Raw genomic sequence first — 21,711 nt, 5'->3', positions numbered from 1 at the left:
CTGTATGATTGATACAGCAATGGCAAGGCTTAATGAAGCGACAATTGTGATTTACGCAATAAGCGTCCTTTTTTACTTTATAGATTTTCTTCAACACAACCGGAAGGCTGGGAAAATGGCCTTCTGGTTGCTTTCTATTGTCTGGACTCTGCAAACCGTCTATCTTTCTTACTTTATGTGGCAGACGGGCAGATTTCCGGTCTTAAATATTACAGAGGCCCTTTACTTTTATGCGTGGGTGCTTGTTACGCTCTCACTTGTTGTCACGCAGATCCTGCGGGTTGATTTTATCGTGTTTTTCACGAATGTCATCGGTTTCTCGATGATTGCGATCCATACATTTTCACCGACGGATCAGCATTCGGCCGCCTTTTCCGGCCAGCTGGTCTCAGAGCTTTTGGTCATTCATATTACAATGGCGATTCTCTCATACGGCGCATTTTCCCTTTCTTTTGTCTTTTCGCTTCTTTATCAGTTTCAATATTCTTTATTAAAGAAGAAAAAATGGGGAAAATGGCTGTTGAGAATTGAAGATTTGTCAAAACTTGATTATATGGCTTACGTTTTAAATGTCATCGGAGTCCCGATGCTGCTGTTAAGCCTGATATTAGGCGTGATCTGGGCGTATGTGTCTCTGGAAACGCTGTACTGGTTTGATTCAAAAGTGCTCGGCTCGTTTATTGTGCTGCTTTTATACAGCTACTATTTATATATCAGAATGATTAAGGAACTGCAGGGAAAAGTGGCGGCGTTATGGAATTCAGCATGTTTTCTCGTGCTGATGATTAATTACTTCCTGCTCGGAAGCCTGTCGCAATTCCATTGGTTCAGTTAACGTCACGCGCCCAAACAGATTCGGGAGGAAAGAAAATGAGAACGATTAAGGTAGGTTCCAGACGGAGCAAGCTGGCTATGACCCAAACAAAATGGGTGATTAACAAACTGAAGGAATTGAATCCTTCCTATAACTTTGAAATCCGGGAGATTGTCACAAAAGGCGACCGCATCCTCGATGTCACACTGTCAAAAGTGGGCGGCAAAGGTTTGTTTGTCAAAGAGATTGAACAGGCGCTGCTGCATCAGGAGATTGATATGGCGGTCCACAGCATGAAAGACATGCCCGCTGTTTTGCCTGAGGGTCTTGTCATCGGCTGCATACCGAAACGTGAGGATCCGCGTGATGCGCTGATTTCGAAAGGGCATCAAAAGCTGGAGGACATAAAAGAAGGCGGCATTATCGGCACCAGCAGTTTAAGAAGAAGCGCCCAGATTCTTGCTGAGCGTCCTGATCTTACTATTAAGTGGATCAGAGGAAACATAGATACGAGACTTCAAAAGCTTGAGACGGAGGATTACGATGCGATTATTTTAGCTGCTGCGGGTCTTTCAAGAATGGGCTGGAAAGATGACGTCGTATCTGAATTCCTCGAACCGGACCGCTGTCTGCCTGCGGTCGGCCAAGGCGCTCTTGCCATTGAATGCAGAGAGTCGGATGAGGAGCTTTTGAAGCTGTTTGCGCAATTCACCGATGAGTATACGCAGCGCACGGTGGCAGCCGAACGGGCTTTCTTACACGCGATGGAAGGCGGCTGCCAGGTGCCGATTGCCGGGTATGCGTCCGTCAATGACAGGGATGAAGTTGAGCTGGTCGGTCTGGTTGCATCTCCGGACGGAAAGACGATTTATAAAGAAACAGCGGCGGGACATGATCCGGAAGAAATCGGGAAACGCTGTGCGGCGATGATGTCTGAAAAAGGAGCGAAAGACTTAATCGACAGCGTGAAACAGGAGCTCGATCAGGATGGCAAATGACCTTCCTTTACAAGGAAAGACCGTGCTTGTCACCCGGAACAAAAGACAGGCCGCTCCGTTTCGAAAAAAAGTGGAGGCGCTCGGCGGAACGGCTGTTTCCGCTTCGCTGATCGCTTTTCAGGAAGCGCTCCCGGATGAATGCGCGGACAGTCTCCGGGAAGACCTTTCTGAGCCGGGATGGCTTGTGTTTACAAGCGTAAACGGCGTCCGGTTCTTTTTTTCCTACCTTGATCGGCACGGTCTTGCGCTTTCCGGACGAAAAAAAATCGCAGCCGTCGGTGAAAAGACTGCGCGAGCCTTGAAAGAGCGGGGAGCCGGGACGGATGCGATGCCTGACGAGTATGTGGCCGAATGTCTGGCTGATACATTAAAACGGCATGCATCAGCTGCCGAACCCATTTCAGTGATAAAGGGCAATTTATCACGCGATGTCATAAAAGCGGAGCTTGAGCCGCTTGGCTATCAAATAAGGGAATGGGTGTTATACAATACCATTCAGGATGAAAAAGGCATGGACGAGCTGAGACAGGCTGCATCCCGCTCTCATTTTGATTTTATTACGTTTACCAGTTCATCCGCGGTGCATACGTTTATGCATGCGGTCGGAAACGGAGAAAAAGCGTGGAAAAACAGCGGTGCGAGCTATATCAGCATCGGCCCTTTGACAGAGAAAGCGCTATTGGAATACGGGATCTCATCCCATGTGCCTGACACTTATACGATTGAAGGCATGCTTGACGTCATGTGCAGCATGTCGGGAAAGGATAGATAATGATGAATCAAACATTTAACAGACACCGCCGTTTGCGCGCGAACGCTGCGATGAGAGATTTAGTAAGAGAAACACGTCTTCACCCTTCAGATTTTATTTACCCTCTATTTGTCGTTGAAGGGCTTGAAGGAAAAAAAGAAGTTTCTTCCATGCCGGGGGTTTACCATGTATCCCTTGATTTATTGAAGGATGAGATGGCTGAGCTGATATCACTCGGCATTAAATCGGTCATCGTTTTCGGCGTGCCTGAAGAAAAAGACGCCTGCGGAACCCAGGCTTTTCACGATCACGGCATTGTGCAAAAAGGGATTGCTGAAATTAAAAAGCATTATCCTGAAATGATCGTCATCGCTGATACATGCCTCTGTGAATACACAGACCACGGCCATTGCGGTGTCGTCAAAGACGGAGAAATCCTCAATGACGAGTCGCTTGAACTGCTGGCTCAGACAGCCGTCAGCCAGGCCAAAGCAGGCGCTGACATCATCGCTCCTTCAAATATGATGGACGGTTTCGTCACAGTAATCAGAGAAGCGCTTGACAAAGAAGGGTTTACAAATATTCCGATCATGTCTTATGCAGTGAAATATTCAAGTGAATTTTACGGTCCGTTCCGCGACGCGGCTGACAGCACGCCGCAGTTCGGCGACCGAAAAACTTATCAGATGGATCCGGCCAACCGCCTGGAAGCGCTTCGTGAGGCAGAATCAGACGCCGCAGAAGGCGCTGACTTTTTAATCGTCAAACCGTCTATGTCATACTTAGATATTATGCGTGATGTGAAAAACCGCCATCACCTGCCGCTGGTCGCTTATAATGTGAGCGGGGAGTATTCCATGGTGAAAGCTGCAGCCCAGAACGGCTGGATTAAAGAAAAAGAAATGGTGCTTGAAATTTTAACGAGCATGAAACGTGCAGGCGCTGATCTGATTATGACGTATCATGCAAAAGACGCAGCAAAATGGCTTGCTGAGTAACGATTTCATTTGACGGGAGCTGAGGCAGATGAGAAGCTATGAAAAATCAAAAGCCGCTTTTAAAGAAGCGCAGAAACTGATGCCGGGCGGAGTGAACAGTCCGGTGCGCGCGTTTAAATCAGTTGATATGGATCCGATTTTTATGCAGCGCGGCAAAGGATCGAAAATTTTTGATATTGACGGCAATGAATATATTGACTATGTGCTGAGCTGGGGGCCGCTCATTTTGGGCCACACCAATGACCGCGTCGTTGAAAGCCTGAAAAAAGTAGCGGAAAACGGGACAAGTTTCGGGGCATCCACTGAAGTGGAAAACGAACTGGCCAAATTGGTCATTGACCGTGTGCCGTCTGTTGAAATCGTGCGGATGGTCAGCTCCGGCACAGAGGCGACAATGAGCGCCCTTCGTCTGGCAAGAGGATATACCGGCCGCAACAAAATTTTAAAATTCGAAGGCTGTTACCACGGCCACGGTGATTCACTGCTGATCAAAGCGGGATCCGGAGTGGCGACACTCGGTCTTCCGGACAGCCCGGGCGTACCTGAAGGGATTGCGATGAATACGATTACCGTTCCGTACAACGACTTGGAAAGCGTTGCACTCGCATTCCGGGAGTACGGTGAAGATATCGCCGGAGTCATTGTTGAGCCGGTAGCCGGCAATATGGGCGTTGTTCCGCCGCAGGAAGGGTTTTTACAAGGGCTTCGTGACATTACGGAACAAAATGGCGCGCTGCTCATTTTTGATGAGGTTATGACCGGTTTTCGCGTGGACTATAACTGTGCGCAAGGATATTTCGGCGTGACGCCTGATTTAACTTGTCTCGGCAAAGTTATCGGCGGCGGTCTTCCTGTCGGTGCGTATGGCGGCAAAGCCGAAATCATGGAAAGAATCGCTCCGAGCGGTCCGATCTACCAAGCGGGAACCTTGTCAGGAAATCCGCTTGCCATGACAGCGGGACTTGAGACGTTACAGCAGCTCACACCTGAATCTTATCAAGAATTTGTGAAAAAAGGCGATATGCTTGAAGAAGGCATTTCAAAAGCCGCTGAAGCACATGGGATTCCGCACACCTTTAACCGTGCGGGTTCAATGATCGGATTCTTTTTCACAAACGAGCCTGTCATTAACTATGAAACAGCCAAATCATCTGATTTAAAGCTGTTCGCCAAATATTATAAAGGGATGGCTGACGCAGGCGTATTTCTGCCGCCGTCTCAATTTGAAGGATTGTTTCTCTCCACTGCGCATACAATGGAGGATATCGAAAAAACCATTCAAGCCGCTGAGAAAGTGTTCCAGGCGATCAGCCGCTGATACCGAAAAGCCGATGCAAGCAAGTCTTGTATCGGCTTTTTTCAATGCCTCCTTTATCATATTTATCCATATTGCGGCATACACCTTTAGTGACATCTAATTGTAAGGATTAGATGAAAGGAGGATATGAACTTGCCGCATAATCACCGGTTGCAATTTTCTGTTGAAGAATCAATCTGTTTCCAAAAAGGACAGGAAGTTTCTGAATTACTTTCGATTTCATTAGACCCTGATATCAGGGTGCAGGAAGTAAATGATTATGTCTCAATTAAAGGATCATTAGAACTTACTGGCGAGTACAACATAGATCACAGCAGTCAATTCGAAGAGCTTGGAAGAGAGCTGAGACATGTAGAGGAAGTGAGGGCGAGGGAGGATGGCACAGCTGAGCTCCTTCATTGCTTCCCGGTGGACATCACGATTCCGAAAAATAAAGTGAGCCACCTCAATGACGTTTTCGTTTTTATTGATGCCTTTGATTATCAGTTAACGGATTCAAGGATCTTAACCATTCAGGCTGATTTGGCAATTGAAGGGCTGCTTGAGGAATCCGAGCCAAAAGAGCCGGAAATCCCTCTGTATGTGGCGCCTGAATTTGCCAGAGAAGAAATGATCAACCTTGCTGACCATCGCTCTGAGGAAGAAAACGAACCTGAATTAGTGATACGCCAGAGGCATGAAGAACCTCTGCCTGAAGCTGAAGAACCCTTGGCTGTATCAGAAGAAGCGGCACAAGAAGCCGTGGAGAATGAGGAAGAGACTCCGCCTATATTCAGGCAGGAGGAAGAAGAGGAGGCTGAGGAAACTGAAGAAACTGCCCCTGTTCTGAGGCTGGAAGAGGCGCCGGAACCTGTCTCATATACTGAGCCTCCCCCTCCCGCTGCCATTCTGGAGGAAGAAGAGCCGGAAGAGGCTGAGGAGCTTGAGGAGCCTGCAATCATGGCGGCTGAGAGGAATGAACCTGTATCTGAGGATGATTCAGCGGAAATGCTTGAAGAAACAGCAGATGATGTTGAACCGTTTTCCCCTGCTTTTACTCTGACCCCGCATGCCGATAAAGCAGAGATTGAGGAACTGCCCGTCCTTCAAAAAGAAGAGGAGCCTGAGGCTGAACCGCTTTTCCGTCAGAGTGATCAAGAGGAGGCGGAAGAAGCCGAAGATGAGCCTGAGGTTTTTGAAGAAGAGCAGGCGCCCGCTTATCGCGAGTTCGTTCCGGAACCGCGGGAAGAGGAATTTTACAGTGCACCAAAGTTTCTTGAGGAAGAAGCTCAGGCTGATGAAGGATTTGAAGTTGAGGTGAGGAAGATGGCGCAGCCGGAGGAGGAAACCGGGGAGCCTCTTGATTTGTCCTTTCAGTTTTCCAAACTGCCTCCTGAGGAACCGGCGGCATCTGAGCCGTCTGAGCCGCTTAAAGCAAGAGAGAATCAAGAAGCGGCACCGAAAACGGAGCAGAGGGAAAATGACAACTCTCATTATTTGACGAAATTATTTACCAGAGAAGAAGAAAAGTTTTCAAGAATGAAAATCTGCATCGTACAGCAGCAAGATACAATCGACCGGGTGTGTGAACGATATGACATCACATCCCAGCAGCTCATCAGAACGAATGCTTTATCGTTTGATGACGAGCTGGAAGAAGGTCAGCTTCTGTATATACCTGAATATAATAACAGCCATGCGTAAGCACAAAGAGGCCGTAAAAATGTGGTGAATGGAATGGAAGCAGTCCAATCAGTGCTTCAGGAATACGGGCTGGCGGCCGAATATATTGAGCCTGTCAGCCCGCATGTATGGAAAGTCTACTCAAACCACGGCATTTTTGCTTTGAAACAGCTCAAGCCGGCCCGCAGCAGTGAATTTACGGACTATATGATTGAGATTGAGGAGAAAGGCTACCGTTCATTTGTTCCGATCTACCGCACGCATGCAGGCGATTTTTTTGCGGGAAGCCGGACGGAGGCGTCTTATTATTTAATGCCCTGGCTTCAGTACGATCAGGAAGAAGAACGGGATCAAAAACATGTTTACCTTTTTAAAGAGGTGGCGAAGCTCCATTCCGCGACCGTGCGGGACATCCAAATCCGGACTGAAGATATCAGCGGCTTTTATGAACTGACGAAAAGAGATTGGGAAAATGATAAGCTCGTCTATGAACAATTTGCCGACCGGGCGGAAAAAGAGTGGTACCTTTCTCCTTTTGAATTGCAGGCTGTTACGTATCTTACAGAAACGGTTTCAGCCGTTAATTTTGCTCTTGAACGTCTGGAAGAATGGTTTGACGCGGCAAAGGATCATGACAAAACGAGAGCGGTGATCAATCACGGCAGCTTATCGAGCCGCCATTTTCTATATAATGATGTGGGAACGGGCTTTTTTACAAATTTCGAGAAAGCCGGGCTCGGACCTCCGCAAAATGATCTGCTCGGCTTTTACTCCAGAATGTTCAGAAGCTATCCGAAAGCGTGTCCGGAGTGCCTTGAATGGTTTTATACGTATCACAAATCATTTCCCCTCCGTGAAGCGGAAATCAGCCTGTTTCTCAGCTATATGGCTTATCCGAGCGGCATGTACAAAGTGCTGAAACGGTATCAAACCGGCCAAAGGGGTTCTGAGAAAGAAGAGTGCACGCAGTTATTAAGAGCGTTTTGGCAGATGAAAAATGTTGAACCTTTTCTCATGAAGGTGTATCAGATTGAGCAGGAGAAAAAAAGAAAGGCGGAAAACGAGTCCTCTTCATAGCGGGACTCGTTTTTTTATATCCATTCCAAATGCAGGGCGCATGCTAAAAACAGCAGGATGGCAAGCAGCAGGACGTCAAAAGTCGTCGGAAAGAAAATCGTCCTGATCCCCTGAAAGATCGTAATCGGTACAATGACTTGCGCTGATACAAGGCGGACCTGTCTGGCCCACGGGGGGAGCGAATAAGAATTGAATTTTTTTCGCACGGCAATTCCTCCTTACATTCGCCTTTCTTTGTATCGTATGTGAGGGAACGGGCGGGGTGCATGCCCATTTATGTATGACGGCAGCGGTTTTTGGAAAAGATGATTGACGAAACAAAAACACTTTTACTATAATAAAGAACATAATAAATAAGATCATGAGCTGATATAAATACACCTGCTTTGAACGGGAAGAGTACAAGAAAGACGCATGAAGAGAGAGAAGCTACTGTGCTGAAAGGCTTCTTATGCCGTCTCATTGGAAGGTCGCCCGGGAGCATAATTTCTTGAACATACAGTAGAGAAATTCGGGCCGCACCCGTTATCCGTTTAAGTGCATGAACAAATCTGTTCATGAAAAAAGGTGGTACCGCGAAAGAGCTTTTCGTCCTTTATCAGGATGAAGGCTCTTTTTTAGTTGCTCAGCCATTTCTAAACATGCTGGAGGGTTATCATGGATACAAACGAACAAACAATGCCGACAAAATATGATCCGTCTGCGATTGAAAAAGGCCGCTATGATTTTTGGCTGAAAGGAAAATATTTTGAAGCGGGCGGCGATCAAACGAAACAGCCGTATTCTGTCGTCATTCCGCCGCCGAACGTGACGGGCAGGCTGCACCTCGGTCATGCGTGGGATACGACGCTGCAAGATATCGTTACGCGTATGAAACGCATGCAGGGCTATGACGTGCTCTGGCTTCCGGGTATGGATCACGCCGGGATTGCCACTCAGGCAAAAGTCGAAGCGAAACTCCGCGAACAGGGTACAAGCCGCTATGACCTTGGTCGCGAAAAGTTTCTTGAAGAAACGTGGAAGTGGAAGGAAGAGTACGCTGATTTCATCCGCAGCCAATGGGCCAAAATGGGACTCGGGCTCGATTATTCGCGCGAACGTTTCACTCTTGATGAAGGGCTGAACAAAGCCGTGCGTGAAGTATTCGTCAAATTGTACGAAAAAGGTTTGATTTACAGAGGCGAATATATCATCAACTGGGACCCTGCCACAAAAACGGCTTTGTCCGATATTGAAGTGATTTACAAAGACGTACAGGGCGCGTTTTATCATTTGCGCTATCCGTTAGCAGACGGTTCAGGCTCAATTGAAATCGCGACCACCCGTCCGGAAACGATGCTTGGCGACACGGCTGTCGCGGTTCATCCTGAAGATGAGCGCTACAAGCACTTAATCGGCAAAACGGTGATTCTGCCGATTACAAACCGCGAAATTCCGATCGTCGGCGATGATTACGTAGACATGGAATTCGGATCAGGAGCCGTTAAAATCACGCCTGCCCATGACCCGAATGACTTTGAACTCGGAAACCGCCACAATTTAGAACGGATTCTCGTCATGAATGAAGACGGAACAATGAATGAAAAAGCGCTGCAATATAACGGAATGGACCGGTTTGAATGCCGCAAAAAACTCGTCAAAGACCTTCAGGAGACAGGCGTTCTCTTTAAAATCGAAGACCATATGCATTCAGTCGGACACAGTGAGAGAAGCGGCGCCGTTGTTGAGCCGTATCTGTCCACACAATGGTTTGTCAAAATGCAGCCGCTGGCCGATGCGGCGATTGACCTTCAGTCGAAAGAAGAGAAAGTTCACTTCGTTCCTGACCGTTTCGAGAAAACGTACCTGCACTGGATGGAAAACATCCGTGACTGGTGTATTTCCCGTCAGCTTTGGTGGGGCCACCGCATCCCGGCTTGGTATCATAAAGAAACAAAAGAAGTGTATGTCGGCCTTGAAGCGCCTGAGGACAGCGAAAATTGGGAACAGGATTCAGACGTGCTTGATACATGGTTCAGCTCCGCGCTGTGGCCGTTTTCTACAATGGGCTGGCCTGATGGAAATGCTGAAGACTTTAAGCGTTATTACTCAACCGATGTGCTTGTGACAGGGTATGACATCATCTTCTTCTGGGTATCCCGGATGATTTTCCAAGGTCTTGAGTTTACAGGTGAGCGCCCGTTCAAAGACGTGCTGATCCACGGCTTAATCCGTGACGAGCAGGGCAGAAAAATGAGTAAATCCCTTGGGAACGGCGTTGATCCGATGGATGTCATCGACAAGTACGGAGCGGATTCACTGCGCTACTTCCTGGCAACCGGAAGCTCACCTGGACAGGATCTCCGTTTCAGCTATGAAAAAGTGGAATCCACATGGAATTTCGCAAATAAAATTTGGAACGCCTCCCGTTTTGCTTTAATGAACATGGACGGCATGACGTATGACGAACTTGATCTGTCCGGTGAAAAATCAGTTGCTGATAAGTGGATTCTTACAAGACTGAATGAAACGATTGAAGACGTTACCCAGCTTGCGGATCGTTATGAATTCGGTGAAGTCGGACGCCATCTGTACAACTTTATCTGGGACGATGTGTGCGACTGGTATATCGAAATGGCGAAGCTTCCGCTGTACGGGGAAGATGAAGCGGCGAAGAAAACAACCCGCTCTGTTCTTGCTTACGTGCTTGACCAGACGATGCGTCTTCTGCACCCGTTTATGCCGTTCTTAACAGAGGAAATCTGGCAGCACCTTCCTCATGAAGGCGAGTCAATCACGATCAGCTCTTGGCCTGTTCCGGTTCCGGAACATACGGACAAAGAGGCAGCGGCGGATATGAAACTGCTTGTTGAATTAATCCGTTCTGTCCGCAATATCCGAAGTGAAGTTAACACGCCGATGAGCAAGCAGGTTGAACTTTACATTAAAACATCTACGGAAGATATTGCCGGACGCCTTGAGAAGAACCGTTCTTACGTTGAGCGTTTCACAAATCCGAGCACGCTGAAAATCGGGACGGATATCACCGCGGCAGACAAAGCGATGACAGCGGTCGTCACCGGAGCGGAAGTGATTCTGCCGCTTGAAGGGCTGATTAACATCGATGAGGAAATCGCCCGTCTGCAAAAAGAATTCGACAAGCTGACAAAAGAAGTCGAACGCGTTCAGAAAAAACTCGGCAACGAAGGATTCATCAAAAAAGCTCCTGAGCAAGTCATTGAAGAAGAACGCGCAAAAGAGAAAGACTACACGGCAAAACGCGAAGCTGTCCGGCAGCGGATCGCAGAGCTGAAAGGCTGATAAAACAGCGGGGCGGTTTCCTATGAAACCGCCTTGTTGTATAAAAGAGGGGATTTCATTGTTTAATACGTACAAAGAAGCGATCAGTTGGATTCACGGCAGACTTAAGTTCGGCGTTAAGCCGGGCCTTCTCCGTATGGAAAGGCTGATGGAAAAATTGGAACATCCGGAAAAGAATATCCGCGCCATTCATGTGGCGGGCACAAACGGCAAAGGCTCCACCGTCTCTTTTATCCGTTCCGTGCTTCAAGAAGCCGGTTATACGGTCGGCACATTCACATCTCCCTACATCATTACGTTCAATGAGCGTATCAGCGTAAACGGCACGCCGATTTCTGATGAGGAATGGAGAGCGCTCGTTAATGAAATCAAACCGATAGTCGATGAGATTGATAAAACCGATGCCGGAACGGTGACAGAATTTGAAATCATTACAGCGTGTTCATTTTTATATTTTGCGAAGCGGGATGATATCGATTTTGTCATTTTTGAAGCGGGGCTCGGCGGCACATTTGATTCAACCAATATTGTGAAACCGCTTTTGTCGGTCATTACAAGCATCGGACATGACCATATGGCGATTTTAGGAAATACCATCGAGGATATCGCCGGGCAGAAAGCCGGTATTATTAAAAATGCCACTCCGGTCATTACAGGTGTCAATCAGCCGGAAGCACTCGGCGTTATTGAAGCGGAGGCCGAAGAAAAGCAGGCTCCGTGCCAGTCGCTATATAAAACATGCAGACTGTTTAATGGTGCGGCGCTTCCGTCCGGCGAAAGCTTTTCGCTGGAAACGGAAACGAAATGTTATGAGGACGTTCAAACGTCGCTGATCGGCATTCATCAAAGGCAGAATGCGGCCTTGGCGATATTGGCCGCTGAATGGCTGAATCGCCTGAAAATCACTGCCATTTCTGAAGAAGCATTGCGAAACGGTCTGAAAAAAGCTTCATGGCCGGGCCGGTTTGAACAGCTTCAAAGCCGCCCTTTAGTGTTTGCGGACGGCGCCCATAATGAAGAAGGCGTTGATACGCTGACAGAAACGATCAGGCAGCGATTTGCCGATAAAAGCGTCCATGTCGTATTCAGCGCATTAAAAGACAAACCGTATCAGGAAATGATTAAAAAGCTTGAAACCGAAGCAGATTCCATTCATTTTGCGTCATTTGACTTTCCGCGTGCCGCAAGCGCCGAAGACCTTTACAATGCAAGCGGTCTTGCGGATAAGAGCTTTGATGAGAACCCGGACAGTGTGAAAGAGTGGATAGAACAAAAAGACGGAGCGGATGATGTCATCATCATTACCGGTTCCTTATATTTTATTTCAGAAATGAGAAAGCGGCTGATCTGACAGCCCCTGGAACACCCGGCAAGCCATTTTACGGTTTTGCCGGGTGTTTTTATGAGGAAAACACATTTTCAGCCATTTCAGGCATGATATTTTTCTATGCTACAATCTGAGCCAGATTGATAGAAAAGGTGTGATCTGAGTGCTTTTCATTCTGTTTGTTCTCGGTCTGATTTTCGGTTCTTTTTTTTATACAGTCGCATGCCGTATTCCGCTTCGAATCTCGGTTATTTCGCCGCGTTCATCCTGTTCGTTCTGCGGCTTGCCGCTCTCCTGGGGGGAGCTTGTGCCCGTTGTTTCCTATATCCTGCAAAGAGGAAGGTGCAGAAACTGCCGTGCGAAGCTGTCAGTGATGTATCCGGCAGCGGAATGCTGGACGGCATGTTTATTCACGGCTGCCGGTATCCATTTCGGTTTCTCAAAAGAGCTGCTAATCGCGCTGTTATTTTTGTCTCTGCTGATGATTGTTACTGTGACGGATCTGCAATATATGCTGATTCCTGACAAGGTTCTGCTGTTTTTTCTTCCGCTTTTTATCGCCGGCCGTATTTTTTCTCCGCTGGATTCATGGTATGCGGGGTTTGCCGGAGCTGTTTGCGGATTTGCTCTGCTTGTTTTTATCATGTTTGTCAGTAAAGGAGGCATCGGCGCAGGTGATGTGAAGCTGTTTGGAGTGATCGGGCTTGCGCTCGGTGTGAAGCTCGTCCTTATTGCATTCTTTCTTTCCGTTATAATCGGAGCCGTATACGGTATGTGCGCCGCAGCGGGAGGCAGGATTGGTAAAAAGCAGCCTTACCCGTTTGCGCCGGCCATCGCAGCCGGGAGCGCTGTGAGTTACTTATACGGTGAAGAGCTGTTCGCGTTTTACATCACACTCGCTTCAGGCGGTGCTTGAAAAATTTGGCGAACGTTTTTTGGACAAGACGACAAAAGTCTTGTTCTTTTTTTTTACGCCTATGCTAAAGTGTGAACCATGATCAGTTCAAGGTACGGCCAAGACGAATGCAAGGGGGAAGGGACGTTGAAAAAAAGGAAAAGCAAAAAGAACAGCAAAGCCAAAAACAATGCCCTTAAAGTAACAATTAACGGAAAAGAAGAAACGATGTATGGACAAGAAGGTGTGAATGCAGGCGGGGAGAAAACCGTCACATTTTCAAATTGGGAAGAAACAAAGAAGGCGGAGCAGGAGATTGCAGCATCTCATGAAGATCCGAAAGAAGAAGATTTCAATTGGGATGATGAGAAGAATCAAGAGGTATTTGAAGACGATCCGAAAGTCGTCCCGCCATACCAGAAGAAAAACACGGGTCCTCATTTTCCGAAAAAGAAGCAGCCGTCATCTCCAGTTAAAAAAGCGGTCACGACAATTGCCGTTGCGGCTGTTTTAGGCACCGGCCTCGGCCTTGTCGCCTTAAATATGTCGGGAAGTAAAGAAGCCTCCGCCCCCGCCTCCGCTGACAAAGGTTCACAAGGACAGACGGTGAAAGCGGGAGACGTTTCAAAAGACACATCAGAAACAAGCGGCACAGGAAAAGCGGAACAGTCAGACGGAAACTATAAAACATTTGCGGTGCAGGCCGGAAAATTTTCATCAGAAAAAGGAGCGCAAACGCTTGTTGACCAGCTGACTGAAAAAGGATACTCGGCTGTCTCTCTGGCAAAAGAAGACGGGTACACATACGTGATCGCGGGTCTTGCAGCGGAAAAAAGCTTATCACAGCAATTGGGCCAGACGCTGATAGACCATGATTTTGAGGCTTGGGGCGGAAAAGAGCTCAGCTTTGCGGTCGATTCAGGATTGGAAGGCTCTTTTAAACAAGCATCTGAGCTCTCGGCCAAAGCGATTACCGGCAAAGACATTTCAAAAACGGATGTGGCTGAAGCAGCCAAAGCCGCAGACGGCGCAGACGCAACTGACAAAAAGCAGAAAGAGGCCGTGCTTCAAGCGCTGAAAGAACTGGAAACGTCCGGTTCCGAATCCGGCTGGAAAGCTCAAAAACAGCTTTTAAGTGTTGTGAAATAATAATCTCTCAATTCCCGTCATCCGGCGGGATTTTTTATTTTGTCATCAAAAAGTTATTTTTCTGAAATTGTGGTTGCCCGTTTGATTTGGTAGGATAGACAAGTATCTTTTTTTTCTTAAGCAAACCCTGAAAGGATGACAATCATGACGAAACGCTTAATACTCGCATCACAATCTCCGCGAAGAAAAGAACTCCTTAATCTTCTTCAGATTCCTTACAGCATTATTGCGAGCCGCACAGATGAAAAATTAAATCGAAACCTTTCGCCGGAAGAAAACGTCCAATGTTTGGCCGAGCAAAAAGCCGGTGCTGTATTGGCCGAAAATCCCGATGCAGCCGTTATCGGCGCTGACACGATGGTGTGCATAGACGGCGAGTGCCTCGGCAAACCGCGTGACAGAGAAGAAGCGGCACACATGCTGCGGAGGCTTTCCGGCCGAAGTCATCAAGTCATTACAGCGGTCAGCATTCAGACGCATGACCGGAAAGAAACGTTCTGTGACACGACGGAAGTGACGTTTTGGCCGCTCAGTGAAGATGAAATACAGCTCTACATTGAAACTAAAGAACCGATGGATAAAGCAGGTGCATACGGCATCCAAGGAAAAGGCGCGCTTTTAGTGAAAAAAATAGACGGTGATTTCTATTCTGTCGTCGGGCTTCCTGTCGCTAAAACAATGAGAGCCCTGAAAGAATTTAATATAAAAGCTTGATGTTCAAACCGGGAAGGGGAACAAGGAGGGGTTGATCATCCGTGATCTGCCGTTAAAATTAAGAGATTTCCCCGAAAATGAAAAACCGAGAGAGCGGCTTCTGCACTTCGGAGCCGAACATCTGTCTAACAATGAACTGCTTGCCATCCTGCTGCGGACGGGAACGAAACACGAGTCCGTCATGAACCTCTCTCACCGGCTGCTGCGGACGTTTGACGGGCTGCGCCTGTTAAAAGGCGCTTCTGCTCAGGAGCTTTCCAGCATTCCCGGAATCGGCACGGTGAAGGCCGTTCAGATTCTTGCCGCAATTGAGCTGGGCAGCCGTATTCATAAGACTGCCGCCGGGGAGCACCGGGTCATCCGTTCTCCCGAAGACGGGGCGAAGTATGTGATGGAGGATATGCGCTTTTTATCCCAGGAGCATTTTGTCTGTTTATATTTAAATACTAAAAATCAAGTCATTCATAAACGCACCGTTTTTATCGGAAGTCTGAATTCATCTATTGTCCACCCGCGGGAGGTGTTTAAAGAAGCTTTCAAACGATCCGCCGCATCCTTCATTTGCGTTCACAATCATCCTTCAGGAGATCCTACACCGAGCAGGGAAGATATAGAGGTAACCAGGCGGCTTTTTGAGTGCGGAAATTTAATCGGCATCGAGCTGCTCGATCATTTGGTCATTGGTGACAAAAAATTTGTGAGTTTAAAGGAAAAAGGATATTTGTAACACTTTTTTTTTCGTTGATTTAAGATATAATAGATTTTATGAGTTTTTCCCTTTAGGGTATTTTTGCTTTAAGAAAGGAAGATACATACATATGTTCGGAATTGGTACAAGAGACCTTGGTATAGATTTGGGAACTGCGAATACGCTTGTGTTTGTTAAAGGTAAAGGAATTGTTGTGAGAGAGCCGTCAGTCGTTGCTCTGCAAACGGATACGAAATCGATCGTTGCGGTCGGTAACGATGCGAAAAACATGATCGGAAGAACTCCGGGCAACGTGGTTGCGCTCCGTCCGATGAAAGACGGTGTTATCGCTGATTATGAAACAACTGCGACAATGATGAAATATTACATTAATCAGGCTGTGAAAAATAAAGGATTATTTGCGAGAAAGCCGTACGTTATGGTGTGTGTGCCGTCAGGTATTACTGCCGTTGAAGAACGGGCGGTCATTGACGCGACAAGACAAGCGGGCGCACGCGACGCTTATCCGATTGAAGAACCGTTTGCGGCAGCAATCGGCGCGAATCTTCCTGTATGGGAGCCTACGGGCAGCATGGTCGTTGATATCGGCGGCGGAACAACTGAAGTGGCGATCATTTCATTAGGAGGCATTGTCACGTCTCAGTCAATCCGCGTAGCCGGTGACGAAATGGACGACTCAATCATCAGCTATATCAGAAAAACATATAATCTGATGATCGGTGACCGTACGGCGGAAGCCATTAAAATGGAAATCGGTTCAGCAGAAACCGGTGAAGAAAACGCGTCAATGGAAATCCGCGGCCGCGACCTTCTGACAGGTCTGCCGAAAACGATCGAAATTACGGGAACGGAAATTGCAAATGCCCTGCGTGATACAGTTCTTTCAATCGTTGACGCGGTGAAGAGCACACTTGAAAAAACACCGCCTGAGCTGGCCGCTGACATTATGGACAGAGGTATTGTGTTAACCGGGGGAGGCGCCCTGCTCCGCAATCTCGACAAAGTCATCAGCGACGAAACGAAAATGCCTGTACTTATCGCTGAAGATCCGCTGGATTGTGTTGCGATCGGCACTGGAAAAGCACTGGAGCACATCCATCTTTTCAAAGGAAAAACAAGATAATCAGGAGTTAAATAGAAGAGGTGTATCACGATGCCGAACAAACGGTTAATGCTATTACTTCTGTGTATTATCATATTGGTGGCTATGATTGGATTCTCGCTGAAGAACGGCCGTAATACCACCTGGCCTGAAAAGCTGATCGGTGATACGACGGGAGTATTTCAAAATATTTTTCACACGCCTGCCGAATATTTTGCAGGGTTCTTCGGGGACATAAAAGACCTGAAAAACACGTACAAAGAAAACGAACGCTTAAGGCAAAAGCTGGACGGACAGACACAATATGAAGCGAAGCTCCAAGAACTCAAAGATGAAAACAAGAAGCTGCGTGATGAACTCGGACATGTCAAATCGATTTCCGACTATGATCCGATTTTAGCGACCGTTATCGCCAGAAATCCTGATCAATGGTACAAGCAGATCATGATCAATAAAGGAACAAAGCAGAAAGTGGCCAAGGACATGGCGGTCACAAACGAAAAGGGTGCGCTTGTCGGGAAGATCAAAAGCAGCGGACTCAACAGTTTCACATCAGCCGTTCAGCTGCTGAGCGATGTTGACCGCAATAACAGAGTGGCCACCAAAATCTCCGGCAAAAAGGGAAGCAAAGGCTACGGTTTAATTGAGGGGTATGATAAAAAGAAACAGACCCTGAAAATGACCATCCTTGAACCGGATGAAAAACGCGAAGTGAAAAAAGGCGACCTTGTGGAGACCTCCGGAACGGGCGGCGTATTTCCTCAAGGGCTGACGGTCGGCGAAGTAACCGATGTCGAATCAGATGCTTACGGCCTGACGAAAATCGCTTACGTTAAACCGGCTGCCAACTTGTATGATCTTGACCATGTCATCGTTGTCAATCGAAGCGTAGCAACAGGGGAGGAAGGATCGTGAAACGTTTCCTTCTCCCTTTGATTATGATTTTGGTCTTTTGTGCGGAAAGCATCTATACAGATCTGGTGCATTTTCCTTTCGTTTCCGACGAGCAGCAGGTCGTTCCGCATTTTCTTTTGCTTGCGCTGATTTTTATGTCCGCTTATATCAACCAAAAGCATGCGGTGATCTACGGTCTCATTTTCGGACTTCTTTATGACATCAATTATACGGGTGTTTTAGGCGTTTATATGTTTGGTTTTGCCGGTTTATGCTACCTGGCGGCCAAAGCGTTTAAAGTGCTGCAGACAAATGCCCTGATGGTCATTCTGGTCGCTGTGCTGAGCGTATGTGTGCTTGAATTTTACGTTTACGGCATTCAGACGTTAATCCGCAGCGGCACAATGACGTTTAACGACTTTGTCATTCAGCGGTTTTTGCCGACCGCTGTGCTGAATATTGCGGGAGCCATTATATTAGTCCTGCCCTTTAGGCTGTTTTATATAAGTCTGAAGAAAGAATTAAGAGATGAGTAAAAAGGATTTTATCTTTTTTTGACGAAAAGAGTATGTTGTTGAGGTGAACATTGATGAAGACCAAAAAGCAGCAATATGTAACAATAAAAGGAACAAAAAACGGCTTAACATTGCATCTGGATGATGCGTGTTCTTTTGATGAGCTTCTCGATGGTCTTCAAAATATGCTGTCGATTGAACAATATACTGATGGCAAAGGCCAAAAAATCAGTGTTCATATCAAACTCGGGCATCGGTATCTGTATCAGGAACAGGCAGAGCAGCTGACTGATCTGATCGCGTCAAAGAAAGATTTAGTCGTGCATTCAATTGACAGTGAAGTCATCGCCAAAGAAGAAGCGCAGCGGATGAAAGAGGAGCAGGAAATTGTTTCTGTTTCTAAAATCATCCGTTCAGGTCAGGTGCTTCACGTAACGGGAGATTTGCTTTTAATCGGAGATGTGAATCCCGGCGGTACGATCAGAGCCGGAGGAAATATATTTGTTCTCGGTTCATTAAAAGGGATTGCCCATGCGGGTTATAACGGAAATAACCGGGCTGTGATCGCCGCATCCGAAATGATGCCGACACAATTGAGGATCAATCATGTGTTAAATCGCTCCCCAGACCACATTCAAAAAGGGAACGACATGGAATGTGCTTATTTAGATACTGACGGAAATATGGTCATTGAACGTCTTCAACAATTGGCTCATTTAAGACCTGATCTAACAAGGCTTGAGGGAGGAATGTGAAATTGGGTGAGGCTATCGTAATAACTTCGGGAAAAGGCGGAGTAGGTAAAACAACAACATCTGCAAACCTCGGTACCGCCTTAGCCATTTTAGGGAAGCGCGTCTGTCTGGTAGACACAGATATCGGACTGCGCAACCTTGATGTCGTAATGGGTCTTGAAAACAGAATTATTTACGACTTAGTAGATGTAATTGAAGGCAGATGCAAGACGCATCAGGCGCTTGTCAAGGACAAACGTTTTGATGATCTGCTTCATTTAATGCCGGCTGCCCAGACAAGCGACAAAACGGCTGTTGTCCCTGAGCAGATCAAATCGCTTGTGCAGGAGCTCAAGCAGGAATTTGATTATGTCATTATCGATTGTCCGGCCGGAATTGAACAAGGCTATAAAAATGCCGTTTCCGGAGCTGATAAGGCGATTGTGGTGACGACGCCGGAAATATCAGCCGTTCGGGACGCTGACCGCATTATCGGACTTTTGGAGCAGGAAGATATTGAACCGCCGCGCCTCATCGTGAACCGCATCAGAAATCACCTCATGAAAAACGGTGACACGATGGATGTGGATGAGGTTGTTCATCATCTGTCTATTGATCTCCTCGGAATCGTTGCTGACGATGATGAAGTGATCAGAGCTTCAAATATCGGCGAACCGATTGCCATGAATTCTAAAAACCGCGCCAGCATTGCTTACCGCAATATCGCCCGGCGTATTTTAGGAGAATCCGTTCCTTTGCAGGTGCTTGAAGAGCAGCAAAAAGGGATGATGGCGAAAATCAAGTCGTTTTTCGGCGTGCGTTCATAAATATACTCGAATACAAAGATCTGATAAAGCCCAGCTTATCAGGTCTTTTTTGTTGTTCAACAGGGCGCATATTTGCAATGGACAAGGCATAGGATGTACAAACCCAACGATTGCAAAGGATGATGGCGATGAGTCACAGAGCTGATGAAATTAGAAAAAGACTGGCCAAAAGGAGAAAACCGCGCCCTGAACCAAAACGGACTTTCGTTCAAAATGCCCGACCGCAGAAGCCTCCCGCATGGCAGACGGTCAAGGAGCAGGAAAAGCACAGGCTCCTTCCGGACTATGAATATCAAACGGAACATCCGCCCGAATTTAACGGACGGCATCCGCTGATCAGCGCTCATTCTATAATTTTGAAATGCCTGCTGGCCGCCTGTCTCGTACTGATTTCCGCTATCGCCTATAAAACTGACAAACTGCCGCTGAGTCAGATTAAACCGGCGATTGCACAAACCTTTCAAAAAGAATTTCAGTTTGCTGCCGTGAATCATTGGTTTGTATCCTCATTCGGAAACCCGCTCGCTTTTCTCACCCCGGGAACGAAAAAGAAGGACGGTCAGGTAGCGGTCAGCCAGGATATGGCCGTTCCCGCCGCGGGGAAAATCCAGCAGAACTTTCAGAATAACGGAGAAGGCGTCGTTGTTGAAACGGCCAGTGAAGCCATTGACAGCGTAAAAGAAGGCTACATTACGGAAGTGAGCAAAGATGAAAAAACAGGGCTGACTGTGAAGGTGCAGCATGCCGACAATACAAGCAGCATTTACGGTCGGCTCAAAGATGTTGACGTATCATTGTATGACTTTGTCGATAAAGGAAAAAAGATCGGTTCGATCAAGCTTAACGATAAAAGTAAAGGACAGTATTATTTCGCGATTCAGGATGGCGATAAATTCATAGATCCGATTCAGGTGATCACATTTGATGAATAAATGGCTCAGCCTTCTCTTCAAAATTCATGTCCATCCTTTTCTTTGGATTATCATGGGGCTTGGTCTTCTGACGGGGCACATTAAAGCGCTGCTGTGTCTTTTGCTGGTCGTATCCGTTCATGAGCTGGGGCATGCTGCTCTGGCTGTGTTTTTTTCGTGGCGCATTAAACGCGTCTTTCTGCTCCCTTTCGGCGGGACGGTTGAGGTGGAGGAGCACGGAAACCGGCCGCTTAAAGAGGAATTCGCGGTCATTCTGGCGGGCCCGCTCCAGCATGTGTGGCTTCAGGCGGCAGCCTGGCTCCTTTTTATGTCCGGCTTTACAAGTCAGCAGACATTTGAGATGTTTACCTTTTATAATCTCTCCATTCTTTTCATCAACCTTTTGCCGATCTGGCCGCTTGACGGCGGAAAGTTTGTGTTTTTATACTTCTCTAAACAAATGGCTTTTCAAAAAGCGCATCTCCTCAGCCTGCAGACATCAGCCGTTTTTGCGCTTTTGCTCTGCTGCTGGATTGTTCTGGCCGTCCCCCTCCAGGTCAGCGCATGGGTGCTGTTCGTCTTTCTCGCCGCTTCTTTATGGGATGAATACCGCAAGCGGCATTATATTCAGCTGAGGTTTCTTTTAGAGAGATATTACGGTAAAAACCGCGATGTCGCCATGCTGCATCCTTTGACTGTCGCAGCCGATGCCAAAGTAAAGCATGTCATGGCCGAATTTAAACGGGGCTGCAAGCATCCCATTATCATTGAAAAAGCCGGCGAGAAGCTCAGCCAGCTTGATGAAAATGAAGTGCTTCATGCATATTTTGCCGATAAACGGACAGATTCCTCCATGGAAGACCTGCTGCTGCCTTACTAGAAATAGATTGACATATCTCTTTAGGTCTGATATATTTTTTAATGTTATGGATATGTAGCACCAATGCTACAACCGCTCGGGACAGGTGATAAGAGCTTTAAAGCCCCCTGTTGCTGGCGAGTCTTAGTCTAATAGG

General features: G+C 47.2%; 21 protein-coding genes and 2 other annotated features. Of the genes, 20 read left to right on the top strand and 1 reads right to left on the bottom strand.

From position 1 onward, the window contains the following. Positions 1-4 precede the first annotated feature (4 nt). From ICW23_RS13245 to ysxE, 7 genes are all read left to right on the top strand, one after another. Positions 5-835 carry a cytochrome c biogenesis protein gene (locus ICW23_RS13245; RefSeq protein ID WP_060964634.1) on the top strand — a complete coding sequence of 277 codons (831 nt, stop codon included), beginning with the start codon at positions 5-7 and terminating at the stop codon, positions 833-835. 35 nt (positions 836-870) lie between these two features. Continuing rightward, a complete protein-coding gene (hemC, locus tag ICW23_RS13240; RefSeq protein WP_188154611.1) occupies positions 871-1,812 on the top strand; it encodes a hydroxymethylbilane synthase in 942 nt (313 codons plus the stop codon). Continuing rightward, positions 1,802-2,584, top strand: coding sequence for a uroporphyrinogen-III synthase (locus tag ICW23_RS13235; RefSeq protein WP_188154610.1), 783 nt, complete (start codon positions 1,802-1,804; stop codon positions 2,582-2,584). The genes hemC and ICW23_RS13235 overlap by 11 nt, the downstream gene beginning before the upstream one ends. Before the next feature lie 2 nt (positions 2,585-2,586). Next, positions 2,587-3,561 carry a porphobilinogen synthase gene (gene hemB / locus ICW23_RS13230; RefSeq protein WP_029575360.1) on the top strand — a complete coding sequence of 325 codons (975 nt, stop codon included), beginning with the start codon at positions 2,587-2,589 and terminating at the stop codon, positions 3,559-3,561. A gap of 28 nt (positions 3,562-3,589) precedes the next feature. Then, entirely contained in the window at positions 3,590-4,879 is a 1,290-nt protein-coding gene (hemL, locus tag ICW23_RS13225) for a glutamate-1-semialdehyde 2,1-aminomutase (protein WP_065522620.1), read from the top strand. A 132-nt stretch (positions 4,880-5,011) separates the two neighbouring features. After that, a complete protein-coding gene (locus ICW23_RS13220) occupies positions 5,012-6,562 on the top strand; it encodes a LysM peptidoglycan-binding domain-containing protein (RefSeq protein WP_188154609.1) in 1,551 nt (516 codons plus the stop codon). Positions 6,563-6,595: 33 nt separating this feature from the next. After that, positions 6,596-7,618 carry a spore coat protein YsxE gene (gene ysxE / locus ICW23_RS13215; RefSeq protein ID WP_188154680.1) on the top strand — a complete coding sequence of 341 codons (1,023 nt, stop codon included), beginning with the start codon at positions 6,596-6,598 and terminating at the stop codon, positions 7,616-7,618. A 14-nt stretch (positions 7,619-7,632) separates the two neighbouring features. On the opposite strand, the gene ICW23_RS13210 is transcribed toward ysxE, so the two are convergent. Next, complete coding sequence (locus ICW23_RS13210) at positions 7,633-7,824, bottom strand: hypothetical protein (RefSeq protein WP_016938774.1); 192 nt, start codon at positions 7,822-7,824, stop codon at positions 7,633-7,635. A gap of 171 nt (positions 7,825-7,995) precedes the next feature. Next, positions 7,996-8,217 (top strand) — a binding site (T-box leader). A 58-nt stretch (positions 8,218-8,275) separates the two neighbouring features. On the opposite strand from ICW23_RS13210, the gene ICW23_RS13205 reads away from it, so the two are divergent. The 13 genes from ICW23_RS13205 to ICW23_RS13145 all read left to right on the top strand — a co-directional run bounded on the left by ICW23_RS13205 (position 8,276) and on the right by ICW23_RS13145 (position 21,575). After that, complete coding sequence (locus ICW23_RS13205; RefSeq protein WP_188154608.1) at positions 8,276-10,918, top strand: valine--tRNA ligase; 2,643 nt, start codon at positions 8,276-8,278, stop codon at positions 10,916-10,918. A 58-nt stretch (positions 10,919-10,976) separates the two neighbouring features. After that, positions 10,977-12,269, top strand: coding sequence for a bifunctional folylpolyglutamate synthase/dihydrofolate synthase (locus tag ICW23_RS13200; protein ID WP_188154607.1), 1,293 nt, complete (start codon positions 10,977-10,979; stop codon positions 12,267-12,269). A 139-nt stretch (positions 12,270-12,408) separates the two neighbouring features. Then, the gene (locus tag ICW23_RS13195) at positions 12,409-13,161 is read left to right on the top strand and encodes a prepilin peptidase (protein WP_016938777.1); all 753 of its coding nucleotides are present in this window, start codon (positions 12,409-12,411) and stop codon (positions 13,159-13,161) included. Between the two features lie 126 nt (positions 13,162-13,287). Then, positions 13,288-14,289 (top strand): SPOR domain-containing protein, encoded by a 1,002-nt coding sequence (locus ICW23_RS13190; protein ID WP_188154606.1) that lies wholly within the window; start codon positions 13,288-13,290, stop codon positions 14,287-14,289. A 144-nt stretch (positions 14,290-14,433) separates the two neighbouring features. Next, positions 14,434-15,003, top strand: a complete 570-nt coding sequence (locus ICW23_RS13185; RefSeq protein ID WP_016938779.1) for a Maf family protein — start codon at positions 14,434-14,436, stop codon at positions 15,001-15,003. A gap of 31 nt (positions 15,004-15,034) precedes the next feature. Then, positions 15,035-15,730, top strand: a complete 696-nt coding sequence (gene radC / locus ICW23_RS13180) for a RadC family protein (RefSeq protein WP_016938780.1) — start codon at positions 15,035-15,037, stop codon at positions 15,728-15,730. A 91-nt stretch (positions 15,731-15,821) separates the two neighbouring features. Beyond that, entirely contained in the window at positions 15,822-16,835 is a 1,014-nt protein-coding gene (gene mreB / locus ICW23_RS13175) for a cell shape-determining protein MreB (RefSeq protein WP_003152647.1), read from the top strand. Positions 16,836-16,865: 30 nt separating this feature from the next. Further along, the gene (mreC, locus tag ICW23_RS13170) at positions 16,866-17,729 is read left to right on the top strand and encodes a rod shape-determining protein MreC (protein WP_016938781.1); all 864 of its coding nucleotides are present in this window, start codon (positions 16,866-16,868) and stop codon (positions 17,727-17,729) included. Further along, a complete protein-coding gene (mreD, locus tag ICW23_RS13165; protein ID WP_016938782.1) occupies positions 17,726-18,244 on the top strand; it encodes a rod shape-determining protein MreD in 519 nt (172 codons plus the stop codon). Before mreC ends, mreD begins: the two co-directional genes overlap by 4 nt. Before the next feature lie 53 nt (positions 18,245-18,297). After that, positions 18,298-18,978 carry a septum site-determining protein MinC gene (minC, locus tag ICW23_RS13160; protein ID WP_016938783.1) on the top strand — a complete coding sequence of 227 codons (681 nt, stop codon included), beginning with the start codon at positions 18,298-18,300 and terminating at the stop codon, positions 18,976-18,978. Positions 18,979-18,980: 2 nt separating this feature from the next. Further along, positions 18,981-19,784, top strand: coding sequence for a septum site-determining protein MinD (gene minD, locus ICW23_RS13155; RefSeq protein WP_016938784.1), 804 nt, complete (start codon positions 18,981-18,983; stop codon positions 19,782-19,784). Positions 19,785-19,912: 128 nt separating this feature from the next. After that, the gene (locus ICW23_RS13150) at positions 19,913-20,716 is read left to right on the top strand and encodes a M23 family metallopeptidase (RefSeq protein WP_188154605.1); all 804 of its coding nucleotides are present in this window, start codon (positions 19,913-19,915) and stop codon (positions 20,714-20,716) included. After that, entirely contained in the window at positions 20,709-21,575 is an 867-nt protein-coding gene (locus ICW23_RS13145) for a M50 family metallopeptidase (protein ID WP_016938786.1), read from the top strand. The genes ICW23_RS13150 and ICW23_RS13145 overlap by 8 nt, the downstream gene beginning before the upstream one ends. A 60-nt stretch (positions 21,576-21,635) precedes the next feature. Next, positions 21,636-21,709 (top strand) — a sequence feature (ribosomal protein L21 leader region). The last annotated feature ends 2 nt before the right edge of the window (positions 21,710-21,711 follow it).

Source organism: Bacillus sp. 1021 (assembly GCF_014534735.1).
GTDB classification, from domain to species: Bacteria; Bacillota; Bacilli; order Bacillales; family Bacillaceae; genus Bacillus; species Bacillus siamensis.
This window is presented reverse-complemented; position numbering and strand designations above follow the sequence as displayed.